The following is a 24,187-nucleotide window of genomic DNA, read 5'->3' as shown; positions in this document are numbered from 1 at the left end:
CTTATGTTTTTAAAAGCGTATGTTCTTAAAAGCTTACATTATTAAAGGTTAGCGTTTTTAAGACGATTGACCTGAGTACGATAGATAGATTTTGGCTCAGAATCGCCCCATGCCGTCAGACCCAATACTTGATCGGCTGAATCCAAATGGTTCATTCTATAATTATCCCGAATCACATAACCAAGACGACTTGAGCAAGCAGACACCAACCCATCATTAGACTCGCCTGCAAACGGCACGCTCGTTGCTGCCAATAAATAATCACTAGGATCCAGTGCGCTTGTTATTTGCCCAACCCCGCTGAACGAATAGTATTTAATGCCATTGACGGCAGTACTGGTCGGCTGACCACAATAATTTTTTGGCATTGCTGCAGGAAATTTGGCATTGAACTTAGCAGCACCATCCGTTGATAGAGCCACGAGCGCTTGCCAGCCATCTTGCTCTTGTATCTCTTTAAAACTGATACCTGAACCCACGTCTGTAAAGCCACCAATCAAATTGAACACGCCTGAGACTAGCTGTGTTGTGACATTGGATGGATTACCTGTGGTGTTGTTTGGCTCAAGGGTATTTTTGACAAAATCTGCCGTTTTTGACCCTTGTTCTGGGCTTGAGACTGCCGTAACTGATGCGACATATTTTGGCGCGACGCCAGCGACATAGCGGATATCTATACCGCCTTGACTGTGTCCAAATAAATTGACTTTAGGCTCACCTGAAATGGCAGTGATGGTTTTGACTTGTTGCAGCAGCTGCTCTCCGCGAATCTCACTGTTATTGACGGCTGACGTTTTGGTGGTATATACCTCTGAGCCGCCTTTCATCAACTCTTGAGGAATGCCATTGAAGTAGTCGATAATCCCAAATAAGTTAGTGAAGCCGCCAAGACCATGTGCCATAACAATTGGGTATTTTGTATCAGTATGATTTGACGTCCAGTATTTGTTGCTGACCAGCTTGCATCCGGTTGAATTGGCACAATTATAGTATTGACCAGCAGCTTGAGCCGAGGTGGTTTGTAGAGCCATTAAGAGTACACCGGCACCGATAGCACCAAGTGAGGGGAGAAATGCGCTGGGCGTGAAAGCCGAAGCTAGAGAAGATTTTAGCGTCATAATAACGTCCTTGTTATCATTAATTTTGATTATCTTTACCTCATAATATCGGCAAAGATTGCTGCTAATTCCTTTAGCATGCAAAATTACATTACTTATATCTTCTGTAACATTCAACTAAATTGTCAAAATATGAATATATTATCGTGACTAGAGGGTCACAACTGCTCCTACTTCGCTGTAAAGCAATTATTATCAATAATAATGATAGGTTCACTATCACTTAACGTAAAACAGTAGCGTCTTCATTTATGTTATAATTCAAGCCATTAATTCCATAACTATAAGTAATATAATGATGACTAAAAAATCCCTTATCCAGTCCCCAGAAGCCATAGAAAAAATGCGCGTGGCCGGTAAACTTGCCAGTGATGTCCTTGTCATGCTCGATGAGCACGTTCGAGTTGGCATCAGTACCGAGGCACTTAACCAAATCGCCCATGACTATATCGTTAATGTGCAACAGGCTATTCCTGCACCGCTTAACTATAATGGCTTCCCAAAATCAATTTGTACCTCGATTAATCATGTGGTTTGTCATGGTATTCCAGCCGAAAACAAGCTACTCAAAGATGGTGATATCATCAATATCGATGTGACCGTGATAAAAGATGGCTACTATGGCGATACCTCAAAAATGTGGATCGTTGGTAACGGCTCTATCATGGCACAACGTATCTGCAAAGTGGCACAAGACGCCCTATATGCTGGTATGAGTGTCGTCAAAAACGGTGCGCGTCTAGGTGATGTCGGTGCTGCTATCCAAGCAGTGGTCGAGCCTGAACGTTTCAGTATCGTTCGCGAGTTCTGTGGTCACGGCATTAGTAATGAGTTTCACCATGAGCCGCAAGTCATGCATTATGGCAAAAAAGGTACAGGCTTTGAGCTAAAAACAGGCATGACCTTTACCATCGAGCCGATGATTAACCAAGGTACATGGCAAACCAAGATTTTGCCTGATGAATGGACGGCAATTACTAAAGACCGTAAGCTGTCAGCACAGTGGGAGCATACGATGGTCGTGACCGATAATGGCTGTGAGGTGTTTACCACTCGCCCTGAAGAAGATTTGAGTTTTTTGACCCAGTAATATCAAAAAAGATCGCCTAGGCGGTCTTTTTTTTGGCCAATAATTAGGTCGTATTGAGTATTGTGCTCACCCGCTTTTTATCTTTATACTCTGATGACTTAATAACTTATATTGGTAACTTATATTTGTGGCTTGTGTCAGCTACCAGCACACTGGTGATTCTACGCTTTTCAGCTGAAACGTTTTATTTTAAAACTCTTAACGGGATAACACTCATGTTTACTTGTGATGTCGCTTCTATCGATCTGACACCTTTACCTCTATTATCAAAGGATATAGCGACAAACGCATCACTGCTAGCGGACACCCCTGTCACTGAAAAGTCGCTACTGGGTATTCCTCACTGGTTGACTCAAATTAATCAAGATATTAACCGTGCACTTGAACGCGGTGTCAATATTCGTCAATTGGTCGCGGCACGCTCTGGTGCGATCGACGAATTGCTGACTGCCTTGTTTAACTGGTTTGAGCTGGATAAAACAGATTTGGCTTTATTTGCCACAGGCGGTTATGGTCGCGGCGAGCTGTCGCTTTATTCAGACATCGACATTTTATTGCTCTCCCCTGATGAGATTGGTGCTGATGCCAGTGGGAAAATAGATCGGTTGGTGGCGCTATTGTGGGATATAGGATTAGAGCCTGCTCTCTCGGTACGTAGTGTTAATGACGCTTTAGAGGCGTCGCTCGATCACACCATTGCCAGTGCCCAGCTAGAAGCTCGGCTATTAATTGGTAATGAGGCTTTACAGGATGTGCCCGTTCAAATTGTCAATAAACAGTGGTCGCCGCGTGAGTTTTTTGAAGTAAAAATCGCAGAAGCTAAAGCGCGATACTTACAGCACAATGCCACTGAGTACAACCTTGAACCCAATATAAAAACTGCCCCTGGTGGTCTACGCGACATTCATATCATCGGCTGGGTGACCAAACGCTATTTTCGAGTGGGTAAGCTGTATGACTTAGTACAACAAAACTTTTTGACTGAAAAAGAGTTCGATGAGCTGAACTTTGCAGAAGGTTATTTATGGCAAATACGTCATTATCTGCATGTATTGACTGGTCGCAACGAAAACAAGCTGCTGTTTGATTATCAGCGTGAAATTGCCCAATTGATGGGTTATGAGACGCAGCCAGACGATCAGCCAAATGCCGCCGTCGAGCGTTTTATGCGCGACTATTATCGCTGTGCCATGCAGATATCGACGCTGTCTGAAATGCTGACCAATCACTACTACGAGACGATTATAGAGCCGCAGTTGCCTGATGATGAGCGTCCAAAAAAACAGCCAATCAATGCCCGCTTTAACCAAGTTGGTGACCAAATCGCCATGGCGCATCATCGGGTTTTTGCTCAGCATCCTGACTCTATCCTAGAGATGTTTTTACTGATGGGTCAGTACGGTATCAAAAACGTGCGCACTCATACGTTGCGTGCGCTAAAAATCGCCGCGCGTGGCATCGATCAAGTCTACCGTGATAACCCCGCTCACCAAGCGCTCTTTTTAGCCAATTTAAAAGAGCAGAATTATCTGTTTCATCGCCTGCGTGCCATGAATCGCTATGGCGTCTTAGGCAGCTACATTCCTGCGTTCGCCCAAGTGACGGGTCTGATGCAATATGATTTATTTCACCGTTATACGGTTGATGCGCATACCTTATTTTTGATTCGGATTTTGCATCGATTCACCGACCCACGATTTTATGAAGATTTTCCACTGGTTAGCTCTATCTTTCAACGTATCGAGCGCAAGGAAATCTTGGTACTGGCCGCCATGTTTCATGATATTGCCAAAGGTCGCGGTGGCAACCATAGTGAGCTGGGTCAAACCGAGTCGACTGAATTTTGTTTGGCGCATGGTATGAGTCTGGCAGATGCCAACTTGGTTGGTTGGCTCACTCGCTATCACTTATTGATGTCGATGACTGCTCAGAAAAAAGACATCTCAGATCCAGAAGTGGTCACTATTTTTGCCAATTTAGTCGGTAACGTCACCCACCTCAATCATTTATATGTGCTCACTGTTGCGGATATGAATGCGACCAATCCACAGTTGTGGAACAGCTGGCGTGCCACATTAATGAAACAGTTATACTCACAAACTCGGCGCATCTTGCGCGCTGATATCGATGCACCTACTAATCGCCAAGATATGATCCGTGCCACACGTACCCAAGCCTTAGTGATGCTCGATAGTGTCAACAATCAACACATGAATCGCGATGAAGTCTTGAGGCTATGGGATGATTTGGGTGATGAATATTTCTTGAGAGAAATTCCTGAAGACATCTTATGGCATACCGAAGCCATTTTGAACCATCCGCCGATTGGTCTTGCTTCTAATGCAGATAGCCCGCCATTGGTGGTATTACGTGAGCATCGTGAGTTGGCCCTTGATGCGGTACAGGTCTTTGTTTATACCCAAGATCAGACGAACCTGTTTGCAGTCACCATGGCTGTATTCGATCAAATGAACTTGGATGTTTTAGACGCCCGTATCATTACTGCTACCCGCGATTTTGCTTTGGACTCCTATGTACTGCTCGATCCCAGTGGCACACTATTGGTCGATGAGGACAGTCAACAAGAGCTCAAACAGCGCTTAATCAATGCTTTTAAAGACCCGACATTACTGAAACTTACCAATAAGCGCATACCGCGTCAGCTTAGACATTTTGAAGTAACCACGGTGATTAATTTTGAGTTTAACGAGGCTTCTGATCAGCATATTATGAGCTTAGAAACCCTTGATCAGCCGGGGCTACTGGCAAGAGTAGGACAGGTGTTTTTGCAGGAGAAAATTGAGGTGCATGCGGCGCGTATCACCACTTTGGGCGAACGTGCAGAAGATATGTTTTATATCAGCGATCAAAATGATGAACCGCTATCTGCTGCTAGACTTGACGCACTACGATCCGCCTTGATGGCCAGTCTCAGTATGCAAAGAGAGCAGCCTGCTGCTTACAGCAAATGTGATTGAACAAATGGGCTTACAAGATAAGTCTAAGATAAATACTCGGCGTGTATCTGTATCACCCATTCATGGCACGCTTTGTATTTTTTAACCCGTTAATATCAAAAGCACCTTTTATAAGGTGCTTTTATATATCATTTCGCTAGCGTGCTCATTGAGCTCATCATCCGCAAGATCTGGTGGCAGAATCTCTGCTTCAATCTGTTTTTGCGTCAGTATTAAACGCCCAGCGTTGACCTCTTTTTGTAGCAAACAATGTAAACTTGCTAAATGAAAATCTCTGCCAAAACACTCATAGATTTGTCTTAGAGAAATAGGCGATTTAGCGTGCACATCGGGATAAAGGCTGTCCTCTGCTAAGATAATCATCTCATTCAGTGCCTCTTCACGCATCAACTCATCTTTATCAATTTTACGTTGCAAGCTGTCTGCCATTCGACTTTTGGACGCGAGCATGGCCACAAAAATCACTGTCTGTAAGAAAAATAAGGCAATATATTGCCATAAAGGCAGTAAAATACCGAGCTGATTGCTAAGCAACATCAGCACCATCGCAACGATCACATAACTGACCAGTTGCCACAGTAACCACATCATCAAGCTGTTTTCACCGTACCAAAACATTTTTCGTTCTTTATGGCTAATTAATTGCTGGCGAGCTTGCCACCAGCTTTGCTCCCGCTGTTTTAATAGCTCGTAGAATTTGGCTCGCTGTTGCGCATCATCAAAATTTTCATCTTGAATGTCTGTCGCGTTAAGATCATTAGTTTTTGAGATACTAGGCATATCAAATTATCCTCACCATAATCTATCATTAGGGCTGACAGCAGTTTTTTGTATTGTTATAAGTTACCAATTGATAAGCTTTTTTTAGGATTTTTAAATCTGTGACGGCTTCATTAGTTATTATAATTTATGGTTAAATAGCTAAGCAGCTTGAGCATGAGAAGTAAAAGACAAAAAATAAGAGAAGTGCTACACTGCTTAAATGTAATTTTTCTTTATAACTTTATTATTAATTGTCTATTATAGTTACCCTACTTATGAATCACAACTTAACGTACCTGCATCCTTATCCTTTTGCAAAGATGGCAACATTGCTTGCTAACAGTGTGCCAGCCCATGACTACAGTGAAATCAAGCTCGGTATTGGTGAACCAAAACATGAGCCACCAGCGTTCGTGCTGGACGTACTACGTGAAAATTTGGACAAAATAAGTCGTTATCCAACGACTAATGGCATGTTTGAGCTGCGCCAAACCATCGCGCATTGGCTAGAAAAACGCTTCTTTTTGAATCATGTCGATGCCAATACGCAAGTATTGCCAGTAATGGGCACACGCGAGGCTATTTTTAGTCTGGTACAAGCAGTCGTGGATCATAACGTAAGCGATACAGAGAGTAGTCCACTGTCTGTCTCTGACCAGTTATCTGCCGTTTCTCCTATGGCTGCTCCTACAATAGTCATGCCCAACCCTTTTTACCAAATATATGAGGGTGCAGCGATACTGGCGCAAGCCGAGCCTTATTTTGTGCCTTGCACACTGGACGATGACTTTAAAGGTAACTATCGCGCCGTACCAAAAGACGTTTGGGCGCGCACGCAGTTGCTGTTTGTTTGTAGTCCGAACAATCCGACGGGCTCGGTCATGACGATGGAGGATTGGGAATATCTCATTCGTCTGTCAGATCAGTACGATTTTATTATTGCCAGTGACGAGTGCTATAGCGAGCTGTATTTTGATACAGCGCCGATTGGACTATTGCAAGCCTGCGCTGCCCTCGGTCGTCATGATTTCAAAAACTGTATTGTCTTTCACTCTTTATCTAAGCGTTCAAATCTGCCTGGTTTGCGCTCAGGGTTTGTGGCAGGTGATGCCAATATTTTACAAGCTTACCTGCAATATCGTACTTATCAAGGCTGTGCGATGCCGATACCACATCAGCTCGCCTCGATCGCTGCATGGCAAGATGAAAAGCATGTGGCACACAATCGCGCTCTGTATCAAGAAAAGTTTGCCTTGTGGATGTCTGAGCTTGGTGAACTACTAGAGTTACGAATGCCTGAGGCTGGATTTTACTTTTGGATAAAGGTCCCTGAGCCGTTCAATGGGGATGATGAGCGGTTTGTCAAAGCACTGTATGAGCAGGCCAATATTCACGCACTAGCAGGGCGCTATCTGTCACGTGATATTGATGGCAAAAACCCTGGGCAAGGCTATGTGCGCATTGCGCTTGTTGCGAGTGTTGATGAGAGCCGCGAAGCAATAAACCGTATTCGGAAATTACTAGGCGCATAAGCAGTCGCTTTATACGTAAAATTTTCAAAAAAACAGCAACCTCTAATAGCCACAATATTACTGTGGTTATTAGAGGTTTTTTGCTTTAATAATGCTATAGTAAAGTGTATTTTATCATCAATTATCTTTTACTCAATATGCCATCAAGGATGATGCCATGCCCCATCTTGATTTTACCCAGCCGCCCTTTGACGTATTGAGTCTGGCTGAACGCCAAAGCATCAGAAAAAACACTCAAATCCGCTACCTTGCCAAAAATGAGCATCTAACTGCCGAAGAGTTGCAATATCTGTATGTGGTCATTAAAGGGCAGATTGAGCAATTGCTTGATGGTGAGTTTGTTGCCTCTTACTTGGGTAGTAATCACTCCGACCATCTCAATAATAACGACTGGTTCGACAGCCGTCGTCTGCCTGAATCATTGACTGAAAATAGCCTTAATACTGAAGCACTGCAGACCTATCAGTTTCGAGCCGCTGAGGATACCTTGCTGCTCCAAGTCGCTGGTAGCGCAGTCGATAAAATCAGCGCCCAAAATCATCTAGTACGCCAAATGCTATCAGACAAATTGCCCGAACGGCTAAAGGCATTACAGCAGCGCCGCAATAATAAATCCATAGTCTCTGCTAGCTACAATGACCAACAAGAAGTGCAGCAAATCATGTTGCAGCCCGTCATTGATGTCAATCTATTGCCAGTCCATATCGTCAACGCCAGTAACAGCTTGTACGAAGCCGCGTCTATCATGACGAAAGCGGGGCTAAAACACGTACTGGTGCAACCCTTAGACCACCTAAAAAACGAGGGAGAGATGCAATATGGTACTGGTCATCTATTGGGCATTTTGACCGATACCGATATTTGCCGCGCCGTAAGTGACCAGCAAGATCCAGCCACTACCCCCTGCCAGCGCTATGCTAATTTTAACCTGCGTACCATCAAAGCCAGTGATGAGATTGGCGATGCATTATTGACCATGACCCGCTATCGCATCCATCGGCTACCAGTGATGGATCAAAATGGGGATGTCGTCGGTATATTGGGACAAAGCGATATGCTTGCGCATATTGGTCATCATTCACAGCTCATTAGTATCCAAATCGAGCAAGCAAAAGACTTATCAAGCTTAGATACTGCCGTCGAGCTTATCGGTCGTTATATTCGCGCACAACATCAAAACGGTGTCAAAATTGGTAATATCAGCCGCATGGTACAGACCTTGAATGCACAGGTATTTACTAAGCTCTGGCAGCTTATCGTGCCTGATGAGGTCATGAACAATACCTGCCTGATCGTGATGGGCTCCGAGGGGCGCGGTGAGCAAATCATGCGTACTGACCAAGACAATGCGCTCATCTTACGTGACGGCTATACTCACCCTGATCTGGCACAATTTGCGGATACTTTTAATCAGCATTTAGCAGACCTCGGTTATCCACTGTGCGATGGTAATATCATGATGACCAACCCTATGTGGCGACAGCCGCTAAAACAGTTTAATGCCCAGATTGGTTTATGGTTTAGAAATACGGATCCCATGCATGGTATTTATTTGTCCGCCATACTCGATGGCGAATATGTCTGCGGAGATGAGTCATTATTGACTCATGTGCGTCAACATTTAAAGGTTGCCCACAGGCAGTCAGACCCTATGTTTGTACGCCAGTTCGCGCGCGCCGCGCTACAGTTCGGTGATGTCAATCAGTGGTGGCAAAAGTTCGTGCCTTTGCTCGGTGGTAAATCTGGGTCAGAAGACATTGATCTAAAGAAAGCCGGTATCTTTCCACTGGTTCATGGCATTCGTACCTTGGCGTTAGAAAACGATATCTTAGAGCTGCCCAGTAGTAAAAATCGTCTTAAAGCTTTGGTACAAACGCGCGCCTTGACCCAAGAGCGCGCAGATACTTTACTAGAAGCCTTGGAATTTTTTATGGCACAGCGCCTATCAGTCGCTCTATCAACCGATGATAAACATGCACGGCAAGTCAACCCAATGACCTTGACCGCGCTTGAGCGCGACTTATTAAAAGAGTGTTTGGCCGTTGTTAAAAGCTTTAAAAACCAGCTACGTCAGCATTATCAATTAGAACTCGCATAAGTACAACAATCGCATAAATGGATGAGCGACAACTATGAGTTGGCTAACACAGTTATCCTGCGCTTGGCAAAAAACGCAGCTACAGCGTCCAGAATTGGCATCGATGTTTACCAAGCCTTTGGCTAAGCAGTGGGTAGCGATTGACTGTGAAATGACGGGACTCAATCCAAAAAATCACCATTTATTGTCTGTCGCCGCGATTCATATCAATGACAATACAATCGACACTGGCAATGGTATGCATATCGTATGCAGACCACCTGTGATGCCAGACCGTGACACCATTGTGATTCACGGTCTACGTACTGCCGACGTTGAGCATGGTATGAGCTACGATGAGATGCTGGCGCTGTTATTACCGTTTATAGGTAATCGCCCAATTGTGGGGTTTTGTACGAGTTTAGACACAGCGTTTTTAAACCCTCTGGTCAAACGCTATATGGGCACAGCACTGCCCAACGAAGTCATCGATTTACGCCATTTATATAGTCGGCGCATGAGTGGTCAAACTCAAGGGTTATCTAGCCAAGCGCAGCATCTGACCAATATTTTAGCGCACTATAATATACCCGATCTAGGCGCTCACGATGCTTATAACGATGCCATCATGACCGCCATGGCATTTTTACATGTGCGCTAGCGTGCGTTCGCATTCTGCAAATTCAGATAAAAACAGGTTTTCATCTACGCCTGCCATCTACGCGAAAACGGCAACTCATGTTACCATAGGCTGTTTTTGCCACCTGATGAAAGATGCTCATGCGACCCACCTCTAAACTCTGTCATTCCTCTGCTTTTACTGCCAAATTATCCCCTCTTTATCGTTATCTGCGACCGTCGAAGCCGCCTGCTAAATACGTACCTATCATAGCGTTATTAGCAACGGCGACAATACTGCCCATCCATGCGCAAGCAGCACTACCAAAAGCCATCGAAGCAGCATTATCACGAGCCGATTTAACAGAAGCTGATATTAGTATTATCGTCACAGCAGTCGGTGATAAAAATGCCAGTCACCTGCCCGCTCCCATTCAGGTTATTGATAGCAGCAGCACACACCGCTCACCTAACCCCGCTCTTCAGCCAAAACCGACTGCCAATATAAATACTGATATAAAAAATAACTCTCAAAAAACCACGCAAAATAATAATGACAAAAACAATAATAACTATGTGCGCCAACAGAGTACGCTGATTACTATTGAGCAGCGTACCATTGAAAAGCATGAGAAAAAACTGCATGCTTACACCGATGACCCTTACACTTATCAAAGCTTAGAAAGCATCCCCACGATATTGGGTGACAAGGCAAAAACAGCTGTCATTAACAACAATGCTAATAATGATAAAACTGATGACATCAGTACTGATAACGCCTCCATAAAAATTTCATTTTCGCCGTTGCTGAACCATCAAGCCGATATCGCTCGCACGCCTGCCAGCACCATGAAACTCGTTCCCAGCTTTATTGCTTTAGACACCCTAGGCGCTGATTTTGTCTGGCATACCCGTGTCTATCATACAGGTCTTGTTATCGGTGACCGTCTGCATGGCGATTTGATTATTCAAGGCAGCGGCGATCCAAAAATGACTCACGAGCGTTTAAAACAGCTCCTTTATAAAGTACAGTCGTCCGGTATCCGTCATATCGACGGTGATATTATCATTGACAGTGGCGTCTTTAAAAATGTCAGTAAAGACCCTGCCGCCTTTGACAATTCGCCACTGCGTCCTTATAACGCCAGTCCCGATGGTTTTTTGGTAAATTTTAGTACCATCGGTATCAAAAGCTATCCGTTAAACAATGACCAAGCAAATCTGACTTATACACCAAAATTAGCAAATTATGATTTGCCCAGCATCATAAATACACGTTCGGCGGCCTGTGGGCAAGCGCGTTATAGTCTCGCACCCGAGTGGCAAGCAAAACAATTGGTGTTAAATACTCATTTGCCAAACAGCTGCCAAGAGCATGCTTTTTATGTGGCTTATCCTGACGCTAAAGATTTTGCAGCACGCGTTATTGCCGCAAAATGGCAAGAGCTAGGCAATACGCTGAGTGGTAATGTCATCACTCAAGAAGCACCTTACACTACCATGAAAAACACCAAATCAACGCATGGTCTGGCAGCACTTCCTATATCACCGCTGCCTATTGTCAGCTACCCATCATTGAATTTGACGCAGCAGATTTACGATATCAATCACTTTTCAAACAATGTGATGACTGAGCAAGTGGCGTTATCGATTGGTGTTTATGACAAAGTTGATAATAAAACACTCGATAAAGCTATTAATGGTTCACATAGCTTGTATCAATTTGGCACGCCGACTGCGACGAGCTATCCTGTCGCATTGCATACTATTAATCAATGGTGGCAGACCAATCTAAGCACACCGCCGCCCCATTTGACCAATGGTTCAGGACTCTGCCGCGACTGTACCATCACAGCTGCCAACCTAAGCGAGCTATTAACTTATGCTTATAGCCATCCAAGTTTTAACGCTTACGTCAACTCGTTAGGTATCGCTGGCGTCAGTGGCACCATTACCGCTCATAGTGAACGCCTACCAGAATCAGCAGCCATTGGTCGTGCGTGGATAAAAACAGGTACCTTAAACAACGTCACCTCGATGGCAGGCTATGTCAAAGGATTGTCGGGACAGGATTATGTCGTGGTTGGACTCATCAATAGTGAGCAAGCACATAACGCTTATACAGCCAGACCTGTGCTAGATGCAATGCTTGATTGGACGGCGCAGCATTAAGTGTTTTTCACATCCTATTTTCCACCTTTATAAAGGTTCACTTATGTCACGCAAGACAACCAACCTCAATAAATCCAAGACTCATTCAGGTGGCGAGCCGCTGCCGAAAAACCATGAGTCAGCGCAGCCTAAACTGGCACAATATGTAGGATATTTCGCGATTGGCTATACGCTTGCCAGCGCAATATTTATGATGATTCAAACCAAGCTTGCTGTGAATTCGCAACTGGTAACGGTGTTGTCTATCATTATCGGCGCTTATATCGCGGTTCATAAATTTGTCAAACATCAGCAGCGCGCATTGAATAGCGATGAAATCAATCGCTTAATGTTTGGCGGCGTCGCGGTGGTCTGGCTCCTGACTGTCATCTACTTCTTAGCCATATGGTTTTGGTTGTTTGATGCGGTAAATCGCGAAGTCCTACTAGAGATGGCCGTCCAGCAACCATTGCCATTGGTCTCATCGCTGGTGATGATATTGGTGCTGACACTGGTCAGTGCTCGCATCAGTCTTTGGGCGATCAATCGCCTGCTTGACCCTAAACGCAAAACTATGTGAGCGAGGAAACCTCAGCCAAATCTCTACAAGGTGCTACAAATTTTTCTCCCTATTAATACATAAAATCCGTTAGGCTAACTTTAACGAGTAACCTTTTAGATGATTTTGGGTGATTAACGGTTTTATATTTTAATAGGAGCATTTATCATGGACATGGTTTTTTTTGACAATATAGACAAGCTTGGACGCATCGTTTTGACGACTGTCATGGTTTATGTGTTGATCGTACTGGTGACCAAAATCTCAGGTAAACGCTCCACCTCGCAGCTCAATAATTTTGATTGGATCGTCACCGTGATGATCGGTTCACTTGGTGCCAGTACTATTCTGCTCAAAGACATTCCTTTTGTCGAAGGGGTTTCATCGATTTTAGTACTTTATTTATTGCAGTTTTTAGTCACCAAATACGCCTCTATCTCACCGCAATTTAGCAGTTTTATTTTGTCAGAGCCGCGTATTGTTTTCTATCAAGGGCAGTTTTTGCCAGATGCCATGCGCGCTGAGCGGCTGACTCGTCAAGAGATTGAATGTGCGATGCGCTCTGAAGGCATGAATAGCTTCGATGATATTGAAGCCATCGTTTTTGAGTCTGATGCCAAGCTTACTATTATTCCAAAACCCAGCTCAACTGATGCCAGCGATAATGACCAAAATACAGAAGATACTGTTTCACAAACCATACAGCCTTTGATGTAAGACCTATTGTTTATCGAAGATTAGTAAAGCATAAAAAAAGCTTCGTAAAATCTTGTTTGTTACGTTCACTTAAGCGTAAAAATTTTTTGTTACATTTGACTAATGACTAAAATTAAAGTGGTACTGGCTATGAAAGTAAGAATTTTAACCGTCGGTAATAAAATGCCTAAATGGGTACAGGCGGGGTTCGATGAGTATTTTAAGCGTATTCAGCCTATGCTCAGTACAGAAATCGTGGAAATTGCTGCCGCAAAGCGTGCAAAAAACCCTTCTGATGCCAATTTGGCACAATACCGTGAGCAAGAAGGACAGGCAATATTAGCCGCTCATAATGCTTCAGGGCGTGAGCAACTATGGGTATTGGATGTCAAAGGTAAAATGATTTCAACAGAAGGACTGGCTGATAAATTAGCTGATGGCATGCAGCAAGGCGATGATATTGCACTGGTGATCGGCGGTGCAGACGGCGTATCGCCAGAAGTATTAGCCAAAGCCGATGTAAAATTGTCACTATCAGCGCTGACATTACCGCATCCGTTGGTACGTGTTGTACTAATGGAACAATTGTATCGCGCGATGAGTATCAACAACAATCATCCTTATCATCGTGGTAATTAAGCAGTCGTTAAACACTGCCATACTCTGTGCTAATATTTTTTGCCGATATTCTGTGCTGATAGCTTATGGGCAACAATATCAATGATAGAAGCGATTGAAAAATCGCGGCGCGCCCTAATAAACGCTACATGAAATATCCAAAACATGCGACACCTACCGCCCCTCATTCAATTCATCAGCCTGATGACTCGTACTCTCATTCGCCAATGCCTATTACGGCGACTGGCGTTTGGACAGATGCGCCTATTTTAAAATCAAATGTGGCTAAGCTACCAGCATTGTTTATCTCGCATGGCGCACCCACGCTTGCCATTGAACAATCTGCCACGACCAGTGCACTGAGTCGTATCGGGCAAAACTTACCAAAGCCACGTGCCATCCTGATTATGTCAGCGCATTGGCAATCCGCCAAACTCGAAATGAGCAGTAATCCGCAACCCAAGACTTGGCACGACTTTTCAGGTTTTCCACCTGAGCTATATGAGCTTCAATATCCTGCATCTGGTCAGCCAGCACTTGCTGAATCCCTTGCCCAGCAGCTCACTGCACGCGGTATTACTTGTAGTGTTAATCCGGTGCGGGCTTGCGATCATGGGGTGTGGGCGCCGCTCAGGCACTTATATCCAGAGGCTGAGATACCTATCGTACAGGTTTCTCTACCGCAGCATTATGACAGTATCGCCTGTTATCAATTGGGTGCGCAGCTAGCGCACCTACGTGAAGAGCAAATACTGATCATTGGTTCAGGTAACATTACCCATAATCTGCAAGCATTACGCTGGCAAGCAGATAGTGTTGATCAAACGGCTAAAGCATTTAAGCAATGGCTGCTACAACAGCTCAAAACAGACATTCCTAGTGCTTTAGATTGGCAGCAATATCCTGACTATAAAGATATTCATCCGAGTGACGAGCATCTGTTGCCATTGTTTTTTGCCCTAGGTACAGGTCAGCGTGTCTCAGTTGTTCATCAAAGTATGGCGCATCATAGCTTAGGCATGGATATTTATCGATTTGATTAAGTAATATCGATTTCAAAAAATCTGAGTAGCTTGACATATGAGAGTCCTACTAAAGTAACCTTTGCACGCGCTTTCTTTGCCATTCAAAATGTTGGCAATGGCGTAAGTAATCATTACTTAATCAATAGAATGCAAACTTACTTCTCAAAGGCTGCCTTGGTAAACAACCCTGCTCGCTCCATCTCCCCTGCCACACTGAATAATGTCGCTTCATCATTCATACGCCCAATCAGCTGCATCCCAATTGGCAAACCTTTTTTACTCATTCCTACCGGTAATGACATCGCTGGCAATCCTGTGATATTACCCAGTAGTGTAAAGGCCATTTTGCCCAGCACAGGCTGACTAAGCTTTTCGATCATACCTGAGCTAAAGGCATACTTACCCATATTGATGCCCTTATTGAGCAATCCTGCGCTACGCATGAGCATTTCATCCATAACACTTGGTGGCAGTACACCATGCTTAACTGCAGGTGTCGGCACGGTCGGACATAAAATCATATCATAGGTTTCAAGTAGCAAGCCTGTCTGATACTGACTGTGATGCCAGCCATGCTTAGCATGCGCCAAATCAACGGCTGATAATGAGCGACCCAGCAATGCCATATTATAGGTTTGCGGCTCTAGATTTTTGATATGTTCTACCCCAAAGTCACGCTCGATATTATCAATGGTAAAAGCGGTATGGGTGCAGACCACCACCATAAAGTCATGCCAAAACTGCTCGATATTGATATTCGGCTCAGCGGGTATGACGCGATGACCCATGGCTTCTAGCTGCTTAGCCGTTTGCTCTAATACGGCTAACACTTCTTTATCCACCACAGTATTGGCAATCAATGGCTGTTGATGCAAGGCAATGGTTAATTGCCTTGGTGCGCGCATCGCAGCTTGCAAAAATGTGCCATCAGGTGGCGCGATGACATAAGGCGCACCAATCTCTGCGCCATTTGTAGCGTCGAGCATCGCGGCACTGTCACGCACGCTGCGGGTAATCACGTGATCTGCGACTGCACCTTCCCAGCCTTCCCCAAATTTAGGGCCTATCGGGTTACGACCACGGCTGGGTTTTAGTCCAAACGCGCCGCACCAAGCAGCAGGGAAGCGTATCGAGCCACCACCATCACCCGCGCCCGCCATCGGTACGATACCGCTCGCTACTGATGCTGCACTACCGCCCGATGAACCGCCAGAGCTGTAACCTTTTTTGAAAGGGTTATGAGTCGCACCATGGGCTTTTGGTTCAGTGGTAATGATTAAACCAAATTCTGGCGTATTGGTCTTGCCAAAGGTATTCACACCTGTGGCTTTCATCCGCTTAACGATTTCACTGTCGCTCTCAGAGATGATATTAACACTACGACTGCCCATCGTGATTGGCTCATCGGCAAAGCTAAATGACAAATCTTTGAGCAAATAAGGCACACCATTGAATATACCTGAGGGTAGTCCCGCCTGTGCAGCATGATAAGCACGGTCATCGAAACGATGGATAATAGCGTTTAATTTAGGATTGAGTGTATTGGCTTGATAGACGGCAGCATCTAACACCTCTTTAGCGCTGACTTCACCTGAATTGACCAGTGCCGCCAATGCTATGGCATCATATTGGGTATATTCTTTAAACATAGTAGCGTCCTTGCTGAGTAATGAACCTAAAATTTCTGAAAATTGAGTGATATTTATGCTATCAACAAAGGTCAGTTTAGTATAAAAAACGAGTGCTGATAATTGATAAAAAAACTGATTGGTCACTCAGACATGAGCGCTATCATATTTTTTCAATAAAAAAGACGAACCACTTTCGTGACTCATCTTTTTTATTGTCTAATATAATCTAAACGCTACATTAATAGCTCACGCTTACCGCTTTTGCCCATTGAGCTGACCAATCCCGCGTCCTCCATAGAATCTACGATACGTGCGGCACGGTTATAGCCGATGCTAAATTTACGCTGGATACTAGAAGCAGAAACTTTTCGCGTCTCCATAATAAAGGCCACAGCATCGTTATAAAGGTCATCGTCCTCACCAGAGGCATTCGCCGTACTACCACCGCCACTAGGACTAGACAGTTCAAAGTTGCCTGCCATATTATCAATATAATCAGGCGCACCGCGTTCACGCCACGCATCACAAACACGGTTGACCTCTTCATCGCTGACATACGCACCATGCACACGGTCTGGCTCAATTTGACCAGGTCCTAAAAATAGCATGTCACCATTACCCAGCATGTCTTCGGCACCGCCACTGTCCAGAATCGTCCGCGAATCTACTTTTGAGTTCACTCTCAACGCTGCACGTACAGGAATATTGGCTTTAATCAAACCAGTAATTACATCGACCGATGGACGCTGGGTAGCAAGCATTAAATGAATACCTGCTGCGCGTGATTTTTGTGCAAGACGGGTGATAAGCTCTTCGGCTTGTTTACCAACCTGCATAATCATATCGGCAAACTCATCCGCGACAATGACAATCATCGGTAAAGTTTTTAGTTTCGGTGCTTGGCTGATACTCACGCTGTCATTAGGTCGCCACAAAGGATCAAGCATCGGATTGCCCGATTTTTCAGCAGCAATGACCTTTTTATTAAACTCATTAAGCTTACGCACTTTCAGCAAACTCATCAGCTGATAACGGCGCTCCATCTCTGCCACGCACCATGACAAAGCACTGGCCGCTTCGGTCATATCGGTAACGACTGGTGTTAATAGATGCGGAATATCATTATAGTTAGCAAGCTCAAGCTGCTTTGGATCAATCAAAATGAGACGCAGCTCATTTGGTGTATATTTGAGTAGCATCGATAATAGCATTGAGTTGACCAATACCGATTTACCCGACCCTGTAGTACCAGCAACCAACATATGCGGCGCGCGGGCAAGGTCAGTAATGATGGCATTACCACCGATATCTTTACCCATCGCCATGCTGATTTGGGCTTTAGGATCTTGGAATTTTTCGGTATTCAATAGCTCAATCAAACGTACCATTTCGCGCTGCTTATTGGGTACTTCGATACCGATATATGGCTTACCCGGAATGACTTCAACCACACGTAAAGACGCCATCGATAACGAGCGCGCCAAATCACGTGAAATACCGGTAACCTTACTGGCTTTTACGCCAGCAGCAAGCTCCACTTCAAAGCGGGTAACAACAGGACCAGGAATGGCGTTGACCACATTAGCCTTTACATTAAACTCTTGTAATTTAATCTCTAATAGCTCTGACAATTGCTCAAGCTCGGCGACGGTATAACTGGGCTTACGATCAGGGTCTGGCTTATCCAAAATAGAAATCTCTGGAATAGGCGTTAGGCTACTGCGATAGGCAGCCGTTTGCATCGAGCGTGATTTTTGACTGAAGGCGGCATCATCACTAATATCTGGCATAACGGGTGCATTGACATCCTCAGCGCTGTCATCCTCTGGCATCATGTCAGTGATATGATTGCTACTATCGCCCTCGGGTACCGCAAAACTTACCGTTGGTTTAGGCGCGACTATTGGTTCAATAGCTGACGCTGTGACGCGGGTTTCTACCGTAGGCGGCAGTTTAGGATTAGACGGTGGCGTATTGGTCGGCGTCATATCAGCAACTGGTTCAACCACGTCTACTGCTTTGGCGATACTCGCTTCATTAGATATAGAAGAAGTCTCGAAATCCTCTGACAGTTCAGGCTCTTCATCAAACCATTTATCAGTAAAGTCATTCATTTCGCTATTAGATGAGTCTGTCGCAGGCGCGGTGACTGCTGCTTGTCTGGGCAGCTCAGTCCTATTGGCTGCTTGTACTGTTTCTGAAGGTTGCCCTGTTTCTATAGACTGCATAGCTGTAGATGTTAAGACATCCGCATGCTCTGCCAACCATGCATCGGCCAGTATATCAACGGCCTCCACTTTATCCTCTAACTCAAACGATTCAAGCTCATTATCCGTTTTGTCAGCCGTCTCACCGTATACCAGCTCATTTATTGATGGCTGAGCTGTTGACGGCAAGTTCTCTGTTGATTGAGCTTCGGACATCTCTGCGGCTGATGTCGCTGTAGAGTCTAGCACCGCTGTCTCTAACGATTCAGTATTGCTATCAGCAGATACAGAAGTAGTAGCGGCTGAATCAGAAATGTTCATATTATTAGCGTGATAAGCCATTTGCTCGCTGGCTAACAAGTCATCGACAGTATTGGCGTCATTCCAAGCAAAGCTTGGCTCGACTTTACGGATAGCAGTCATGGCAGGACTTGACGGCGTCGATGTAATCGTATGACTTGCTAGATTTTGAACAGTACTGCGAGGTGTTTCTACTGAGACAGGAATAGGCTCACTATTCTCACGACTAGATTTAGCAGCTGAATTAGGCATCGCCGCTTGTGTTGCGGCAACTACAGAAGCTTTAACGCTCTCAGCCAACCCTGACGTTGCCAAGAACTCTGACAACACATTGCTGAACCGACCGCTGTTGTCTACGGCTTGAGCATTGCCAGCAACTTGCAATTCAAGTGGCAGCTGCTCGTGATCGGCTGCGTCTTTTTTCGCATTACTGTTGGCTATATTTTCATCATTTTGCTTGGCATTGATGTTTTCTGGCGTGGTTGACACGCTATCATGCATTCTACCCTGACGCTTCACCCCTGAGCCAAGCCACGATAGCGCCTTAACCTTCTCATAAATCGCTAGCCAATGAATATTAAAGGCAAAAGTCGCGGTAATAATGACGAATGCCGTCAAGAAAATCACACTCCCCCACTGCGATAAAAGCTGTGCCAAACGCGCCTGTAATTCAAACCCAATAATGCCACCAGCCACGCTTTCCAGTCCTAACGTTCCTGGATTGGTCAATTGCTGTACTAACGCCACCAATTGTGCAAACAAAGCACTGGCACTTAATAATAAAAATACATAAGCAACCACTCGCATCAGCCAAAACGTTGGCTTGTTGTCCCACCAAATAAGGATAGACTCATAAACCACAAACGCCAGCAGCCACCATGCACCAAAACCAAAGAAGCTATAAAGCAAGTCAGATAACCAAGCACCCGATTCGCCGCCTACATTATTAATCGTGGTCATATCGCTACTGATATGCGACCAACTAGGATCGTTACTGGTATATGTCATCAAAATGACAAATAGATAAACGGCCAGTATTAACCCAAGGAGGGTAAATATTCCCTTTTTTAAATACTCAATAAGCGGTGCTGATATCACGTAAGATCTGCCTTGTTATTAATACTAAATGGTTGCCAATGCATGACTAAGCCTAATCATGCTGACATAAAGCGCTGATAAAGGGTTGGATATAAAGTGCTGATACAAACGCACTTAGCGAAGTGTACAGAGAACATTGTCTATTATAAAAGCGATATACAACAGCCTTCTTTTTGCCTTTAGCACACTTGGCATAACTTCTTATAATAACAAATACATAGGGATAGTGGCGACCGTCTTACAAAGAAAGCGTGCAATAAAATCAGTCTGTATACGGTTTAGATAAAAATCATACGGTTTAAGCAAAAACCTATGTCACTTGCAAAATATAACGAACAGAACAAGGACAGTCATATTAGGTAAGCCCTATAAAATACCAGCGGTTTCTAACCATAATATTTCAAGAAAAATATACTTTGATTGTAATCATACCTGTGTTTGTTTTAGCAAACTTGTACTTTTCGTCCAATGCCCTTATGTTATTATCACGCAGCGATTAGAAAATCCCATTAGCATCAATTTTGAAGACTGTTTTTTATTATATTGCTCACTCGTATTTTTAACATTTATATTTAGCAAGGAACAACTTATGGCAACTGACAATACCGCTCCACGTCACGAAAAACTCATTATCCTAGGCTCAGGCCCTGCTGGTTATGCAGCGGCTGTGTATGCAGCACGTGCCAACCTGAAACCTGTCATGGTCACGGGCATGGAAGTAGGTGGACAGCTAACTACCACCACTGAAGTCGATAACTGGCCGGGCGATGCGCATGACTTAACAGGTCCTGCATTGATGGATCGCATGAAAGCCCATGCCGAGCGCTTTGGTACTGAACTGGTTTATGACCATATCAATGAAGTCAATTTAAACGTGCGCCCTTTTGAGCTGACGGGTAATAACGGTAGCTACACTTGTGATGCGCTTATTATCTCGACTGGCGCATCAGCACAGTATTTGGGGTTGGAGTCAGAAACCAAATTCCGCGGTCTTGGCGTATCAGCGTGTGCAACTTGTGATGGTTTCTTTTATAAAGATCAAAAAGTTGCTGTCATCGGTGGTGGTAATACTGCTGTTGAAGAAGCCCTATATTTATCTAACATTGCCGCTGAAGTGACCTTGGTGCATCGCCGTGATAGCTTACGCTCCGAAAAAATCCTCCAAGATAAACTGTTTGAAAAGGTCAAAAACGGTAATATTAAAATCGAGTGGAATCATAAAGTCAAAGAAGTCGTCGGCGATGACATGGGCGTCAATGGCGTAATCATCGAATCTATGATTGATGGCAGCACTAAACAATTAGACGTGTTCGGCATGTTTGTCGCGATTGGTCATAAGCCGAATACAGACTTATTTAAAGGTCAGCTGGATATGAAAGACGGCTATCTTATTGTCAAAAGCGGCTTAGACGGCAATGCCACACAAACCAGCATCGAAGGTGTATTTGCCGCAGGTGATGTCGCAGATCATGTCTATCGTCAAGCAATCACTTCTGCTGGTACGGGCTGTATGGCCGCGCTAGATGCTGAAAAATACTTGGATGCGATTGGCGAAGCTACAGCCGCTGACCATACTTATGCGTCAACATTGACTGCTGATAAAGAAGCCTAAATGGGTAATTTCTCTCAATATAACAATGAGCGCATCACGCCTGAGACCTTAAAAAGTCTTGGGCGTTATGACTTTCCTGACCCTTTGATGGTTGATCCTGACGGCATTGGTATCGTCGCTGTCGGAGGAGATTTGGCAGCCGAAACATTGATTTCTGCTTACGCGCAGGGTCTGTTTCCTTGGTTTAATGAAGATGAACCAATTGCATGGTGGTGCCCTGAACCGCGCTGTGTGATGGTGCCAACCAATTATAAGCCAAGCAAGTCGCTGCGTAAGCAAGCCATCCGCGAGCGTTGGCAATTAACCTTGAATCAAGCTTTTGATGACGTTATTCATGCCTGTAGTTTACCGCGCAGTGATCGCCTCAATAATGAACAGCCCGAGGGCGAACATACTTGGATTCATGATGAAATGATTGAGGCTTATACCGAACTGCATGCACAAGGATTTGCACATAGCATTGAAGTTTGGAATGATAAAGGGCAACTCATTGGCGGGCTTTATGGTCTAAAAATAGGTAGCATTTACTTTGGCGAATCGATGTTTCATATCGCCTCTAACGCCTCAAAGTTCGCATTTTGGGGTTTAATGCGCTTATGTGAACAAAGCCATGTGGCGCTGGTCGACTGTCAGCTACCAAATGAGCATTTGATGAGCTTGGGTGCAACCACGCTACCGCGTGCTGAATTTCTCACTCAATTGGATCTCTTAACGGCTAATAATATTGTCAAATGGCAAAATAACTCTCATAAACCACTCGCCGTATCGTTACTTGATACCATAGAACCTTGGCAGCTTATCTTAAAATAAATACGATGACGAAGTGATTGATGGCTTATGTCTGTTTGTTAATCGCTACTTTATTAACTCGTACCTTATCAACTGCTACCTACCGACGAGGTTATCATGGCACCCGACACATCGTTCTTACTGATTGGAACACTGGCAACAAAAGCTCAAACAACCAAAGACACCGTGCGTCATTATGACCAACTGGGCTTGCTAAAATCTCGTAAGCGTCAGGCAGGCTCGCGTTTATATACCGAGTTTCATCCAGAATGTATCGAACGTATTGAGCTAATCAAAAGTGCGCAAGCGATTGGCTTTACACTCACTGAAATCAGAGACAGCTTGAATGATTATTACGACGGTCAATTGGATGTTGATTTACAACTGATGCTTACTCAGCAAAAATTGGCGCAAATACAGAAACAGCAAGCCAATATCAGCCTCATGGTAGAGCTATTAAGCGAACGTATCGATGTTCTTGAGCGTATGAAAGTAGATAATGACTATAAACTCAATATTGAAATCTGCAAAAAGAAAATACCCACTCAATAATGATAAAAATGCCGACCCATCTACTATTTTGTGGGTTTATTTGGTTCCATTCGATACCATTCATTATTCTCGGACGTAAAGACGCTGCATAATCAGTGCATCCATAGCTGGTTGATGAGGAGTTTGGTAATACCCTTTACGCTTATGAATTAGAGCAAATTCTTGCTGCTCATATAAGGCTATCGCAGGCGTATTATCTGCGCGCACCTCTAATAAAAGGCTCTCCACCTGATGCGTTCTCAATTCTGTATTCAATCTGGCAAAAATTTGTGAGGCAATACCTTGGCGTTGATAATCAGGATGAGTGCCAATACGTAAAATCTCCGCTTGTTCAAAAATCACTTGATATAAACAATAGCCTGTCACAGTAGTATTAATAATAATATTGTCTTTTTGCTCATAAACGATCAGCAGATGCATGCTATCTTGTTTGAGTGATTCCACCAATGTCTGATAGCCCCAAGCATCTTGCGGTTGAACGATGGCTTCAATATCCGCTACTGCTTGCAGCACTTGCTCAAAATCTGCACTATGGGTTGATAAAACCTTTATCATCAACATTATGTATCCTCTTATTATTATTTATACAAACCCAAATACCATAGTACTTACTGTATTTCAAATATTTATCATTATAATATTGATTATACCATTACCTTTTTATAGCTAAAAAAAAGCCACCCTTAAACAAGGATGGCTTTTTATGACTAACTTACAAGCTCATTACTGAGACGGATAGATTAGTTTAGTACGTTAGCAACAACACCAGCGCCT

General features: G+C 44.2%; 18 protein-coding genes. 13 read left to right on the top strand and 5 right to left on the bottom strand.

The genetic code is table 11. The annotated features are described in order from the left end of the window. Nucleotides 1–41: 41 nt before the first annotated feature. Nucleotides 42–1,118, bottom strand: a complete 1,077-nt coding sequence (locus JFC08_RS08070; protein WP_198330349.1) for an esterase/lipase family protein — start codon at nucleotides 1,116–1,118, stop codon at nucleotides 42–44. Nucleotides 1,119–1,416: 298 nt separating this feature from the next. Here JFC08_RS08070 and map point away from each other — a divergent pair, with 298 nt between their 5' ends. Together map and glnD are read left to right on the top strand one after the other, a co-directional pair. Next, complete coding sequence (gene map / locus JFC08_RS08065) at nucleotides 1,417–2,208, top strand: type I methionyl aminopeptidase (protein ID WP_372815769.1); 792 nt, start codon at nucleotides 1,417–1,419, stop codon at nucleotides 2,206–2,208. A 215-nt stretch (nucleotides 2,209–2,423) separates the two neighbouring features. Beyond that, nucleotides 2,424–5,186 (top strand): [protein-PII] uridylyltransferase, encoded by a 2,763-nt coding sequence (glnD, locus tag JFC08_RS08060; RefSeq protein WP_198330348.1) that lies wholly within the window; start codon nucleotides 2,424–2,426, stop codon nucleotides 5,184–5,186. Nucleotides 5,187–5,294: 108 nt separating this feature from the next. On the opposite strand, the gene JFC08_RS08055 is transcribed toward glnD, so the two are convergent. Then, nucleotides 5,295–5,966: a hypothetical protein gene (locus JFC08_RS08055; protein ID WP_198330347.1), complete on the bottom strand. Its 672-nt coding sequence runs from the start codon at nucleotides 5,964–5,966 to the stop codon at nucleotides 5,295–5,297. A gap of 257 nt (nucleotides 5,967–6,223) precedes the next feature. Between JFC08_RS08055 and dapC the strand changes: the two genes are divergently transcribed. The 8 genes from dapC to JFC08_RS08015 all read left to right on the top strand — a co-directional run bounded on the left by dapC (nucleotide 6,224) and on the right by JFC08_RS08015 (nucleotide 15,242). After that, nucleotides 6,224–7,480: a succinyldiaminopimelate transaminase gene (dapC, locus tag JFC08_RS08050; RefSeq protein WP_198330346.1), complete on the top strand. Its 1,257-nt coding sequence runs from the start codon at nucleotides 6,224–6,226 to the stop codon at nucleotides 7,478–7,480. A 157-nt stretch (nucleotides 7,481–7,637) separates the two neighbouring features. Continuing rightward, nucleotides 7,638–9,578: a DUF294 nucleotidyltransferase-like domain-containing protein gene (locus JFC08_RS08045; RefSeq protein WP_198330345.1), complete on the top strand. Its 1,941-nt coding sequence runs from the start codon at nucleotides 7,638–7,640 to the stop codon at nucleotides 9,576–9,578. A 34-nt stretch (nucleotides 9,579–9,612) separates the two neighbouring features. Next, the gene (locus JFC08_RS08040; protein ID WP_198330344.1) at nucleotides 9,613–10,218 is read left to right on the top strand and encodes a 3'-5' exonuclease; all 606 of its coding nucleotides are present in this window, start codon (nucleotides 9,613–9,615) and stop codon (nucleotides 10,216–10,218) included. Nucleotides 10,219–10,337: 119 nt separating this feature from the next. Further along, entirely contained in the window at nucleotides 10,338–12,347 is a 2,010-nt protein-coding gene (gene dacB, locus JFC08_RS08035; protein WP_227697702.1) for a D-alanyl-D-alanine carboxypeptidase/D-alanyl-D-alanine endopeptidase, read from the top strand. 43 nt (nucleotides 12,348–12,390) lie between these two features. After that, entirely contained in the window at nucleotides 12,391–12,906 is a 516-nt protein-coding gene (locus JFC08_RS08030; protein ID WP_198330343.1) for an ABZJ_00895 family protein, read from the top strand. A 147-nt stretch (nucleotides 12,907–13,053) separates the two neighbouring features. Next, nucleotides 13,054–13,602 (top strand): DUF421 domain-containing protein, encoded by a 549-nt coding sequence (locus JFC08_RS08025; RefSeq protein ID WP_198330342.1) that lies wholly within the window; start codon nucleotides 13,054–13,056, stop codon nucleotides 13,600–13,602. A 129-nt stretch (nucleotides 13,603–13,731) separates the two neighbouring features. Continuing rightward, a complete protein-coding gene (gene rlmH, locus JFC08_RS08020; RefSeq protein WP_198330341.1) occupies nucleotides 13,732–14,220 on the top strand; it encodes a 23S rRNA (pseudouridine(1915)-N(3))-methyltransferase RlmH in 489 nt (162 codons plus the stop codon). Nucleotides 14,221–14,426: 206 nt separating this feature from the next. Continuing rightward, nucleotides 14,427–15,242 carry a DODA-type extradiol aromatic ring-opening family dioxygenase gene (locus JFC08_RS08015; protein ID WP_244656514.1) on the top strand — a complete coding sequence of 272 codons (816 nt, stop codon included), beginning with the start codon at nucleotides 14,427–14,429 and terminating at the stop codon, nucleotides 15,240–15,242. 137 nt (nucleotides 15,243–15,379) lie between these two features. Here JFC08_RS08015 and JFC08_RS08010 read toward each other — a convergent pair whose 3' ends face one another. Both JFC08_RS08010 and JFC08_RS08005 read right to left on the bottom strand, forming a co-directional pair. Further along, on the bottom strand, nucleotides 15,380–16,873 hold the full coding sequence (locus JFC08_RS08010; protein ID WP_198330339.1) for an amidase: 1,494 nt from the start codon (nucleotides 16,871–16,873) through the stop codon (nucleotides 15,380–15,382). A 215-nt stretch (nucleotides 16,874–17,088) separates the two neighbouring features. After that, the gene (locus tag JFC08_RS08005) at nucleotides 17,089–20,460 is read right to left on the bottom strand and encodes a DNA translocase FtsK (protein ID WP_198330338.1); all 3,372 of its coding nucleotides are present in this window, start codon (nucleotides 20,458–20,460) and stop codon (nucleotides 17,089–17,091) included. Between the two features lie 589 nt (nucleotides 20,461–21,049). Between JFC08_RS08005 and trxB the strand changes: the two genes are divergently transcribed. From trxB to JFC08_RS07990, 3 genes are all read left to right on the top strand, one after another. Next, nucleotides 21,050–22,072 (top strand): thioredoxin-disulfide reductase, encoded by a 1,023-nt coding sequence (trxB, locus tag JFC08_RS08000; RefSeq protein WP_045456114.1) that lies wholly within the window; start codon nucleotides 21,050–21,052, stop codon nucleotides 22,070–22,072. Beyond that, nucleotides 22,073–22,882 carry a leucyl/phenylalanyl-tRNA--protein transferase gene (aat, locus tag JFC08_RS07995; protein ID WP_198330337.1) on the top strand — a complete coding sequence of 270 codons (810 nt, stop codon included), beginning with the start codon at nucleotides 22,073–22,075 and terminating at the stop codon, nucleotides 22,880–22,882. A gap of 96 nt (nucleotides 22,883–22,978) precedes the next feature. Then, nucleotides 22,979–23,413: a MerR family transcriptional regulator gene (locus JFC08_RS07990; RefSeq protein ID WP_045447676.1), complete on the top strand. Its 435-nt coding sequence runs from the start codon at nucleotides 22,979–22,981 to the stop codon at nucleotides 23,411–23,413. Between the two features lie 63 nt (nucleotides 23,414–23,476). Here JFC08_RS07990 and rimI read toward each other — a convergent pair whose 3' ends face one another. Then, complete coding sequence (rimI, locus tag JFC08_RS07985) at nucleotides 23,477–23,974, bottom strand: ribosomal protein S18-alanine N-acetyltransferase (RefSeq protein ID WP_198330336.1); 498 nt, start codon at nucleotides 23,972–23,974, stop codon at nucleotides 23,477–23,479. Nucleotides 23,975–24,187 lie beyond the last annotated feature (213 nt).

The organism is Psychrobacter cibarius, from assembly GCF_016107535.1.
In the GTDB taxonomy this organism is placed as follows: Bacteria; Pseudomonadota; Gammaproteobacteria; order Pseudomonadales; family Moraxellaceae; genus Psychrobacter; species Psychrobacter cibarius.
The sequence above is the reverse complement of the archived record's forward strand: the minus strand, read 5'-3'. Positions and strand labels throughout refer to the sequence as shown.

Excerpts from the sequence above, each read along its gene's own strand:
- JFC08_RS08070 (WP_198330349.1), bottom strand. The coding sequence starts at position 1,118 with ATGACGCTAAAATCTTCTCTAGCTTCGGCTTTCACGCCCAGCGCATTT.
- map (WP_372815769.1), top strand. The coding sequence starts at position 1,417 with ATGACTAAAAAATCCCTTATCCAGTCCCCAGAAGCCATAGAAAAAATG.
- glnD (WP_198330348.1), top strand. The coding sequence starts at position 2,424 with ATGTTTACTTGTGATGTCGCTTCTATCGATCTGACACCTTTACCTCTA.
- JFC08_RS08055 (WP_198330347.1), bottom strand. The coding sequence starts at position 5,966 with ATGCCTAGTATCTCAAAAACTAATGATCTTAACGCGACAGACATTCAA.
- dapC (WP_198330346.1), top strand. The coding sequence starts at position 6,224 with ATGAATCACAACTTAACGTACCTGCATCCTTATCCTTTTGCAAAGATG.
- JFC08_RS08045 (WP_198330345.1), top strand. The coding sequence starts at position 7,638 with ATGCCCCATCTTGATTTTACCCAGCCGCCCTTTGACGTATTGAGTCTG.
- JFC08_RS08040 (WP_198330344.1), top strand. The coding sequence starts at position 9,613 with ATGAGTTGGCTAACACAGTTATCCTGCGCTTGGCAAAAAACGCAGCTA.
- dacB (WP_227697702.1), top strand. The coding sequence starts at position 10,338 with ATGCGACCCACCTCTAAACTCTGTCATTCCTCTGCTTTTACTGCCAAA.
- JFC08_RS08030 (WP_198330343.1), top strand. The coding sequence starts at position 12,391 with ATGTCACGCAAGACAACCAACCTCAATAAATCCAAGACTCATTCAGGT.
- JFC08_RS08025 (WP_198330342.1), top strand. The coding sequence starts at position 13,054 with ATGGACATGGTTTTTTTTGACAATATAGACAAGCTTGGACGCATCGTT.
- rlmH (WP_198330341.1), top strand. The coding sequence starts at position 13,732 with ATGAAAGTAAGAATTTTAACCGTCGGTAATAAAATGCCTAAATGGGTA.
- JFC08_RS08015 (WP_244656514.1), top strand. The coding sequence starts at position 14,427 with ATGCCTATTACGGCGACTGGCGTTTGGACAGATGCGCCTATTTTAAAA.
- JFC08_RS08010 (WP_198330339.1), bottom strand. The coding sequence starts at position 16,873 with ATGTTTAAAGAATATACCCAATATGATGCCATAGCATTGGCGGCACTG.
- trxB (WP_045456114.1), top strand. The coding sequence starts at position 21,050 with ATGGCAACTGACAATACCGCTCCACGTCACGAAAAACTCATTATCCTA.
- aat (WP_198330337.1), top strand. The coding sequence starts at position 22,073 with ATGGGTAATTTCTCTCAATATAACAATGAGCGCATCACGCCTGAGACC.
- JFC08_RS07990 (WP_045447676.1), top strand. The coding sequence starts at position 22,979 with ATGGCACCCGACACATCGTTCTTACTGATTGGAACACTGGCAACAAAA.
- rimI (WP_198330336.1), bottom strand. The coding sequence starts at position 23,974 with ATGTTGATGATAAAGGTTTTATCAACCCATAGTGCAGATTTTGAGCAA.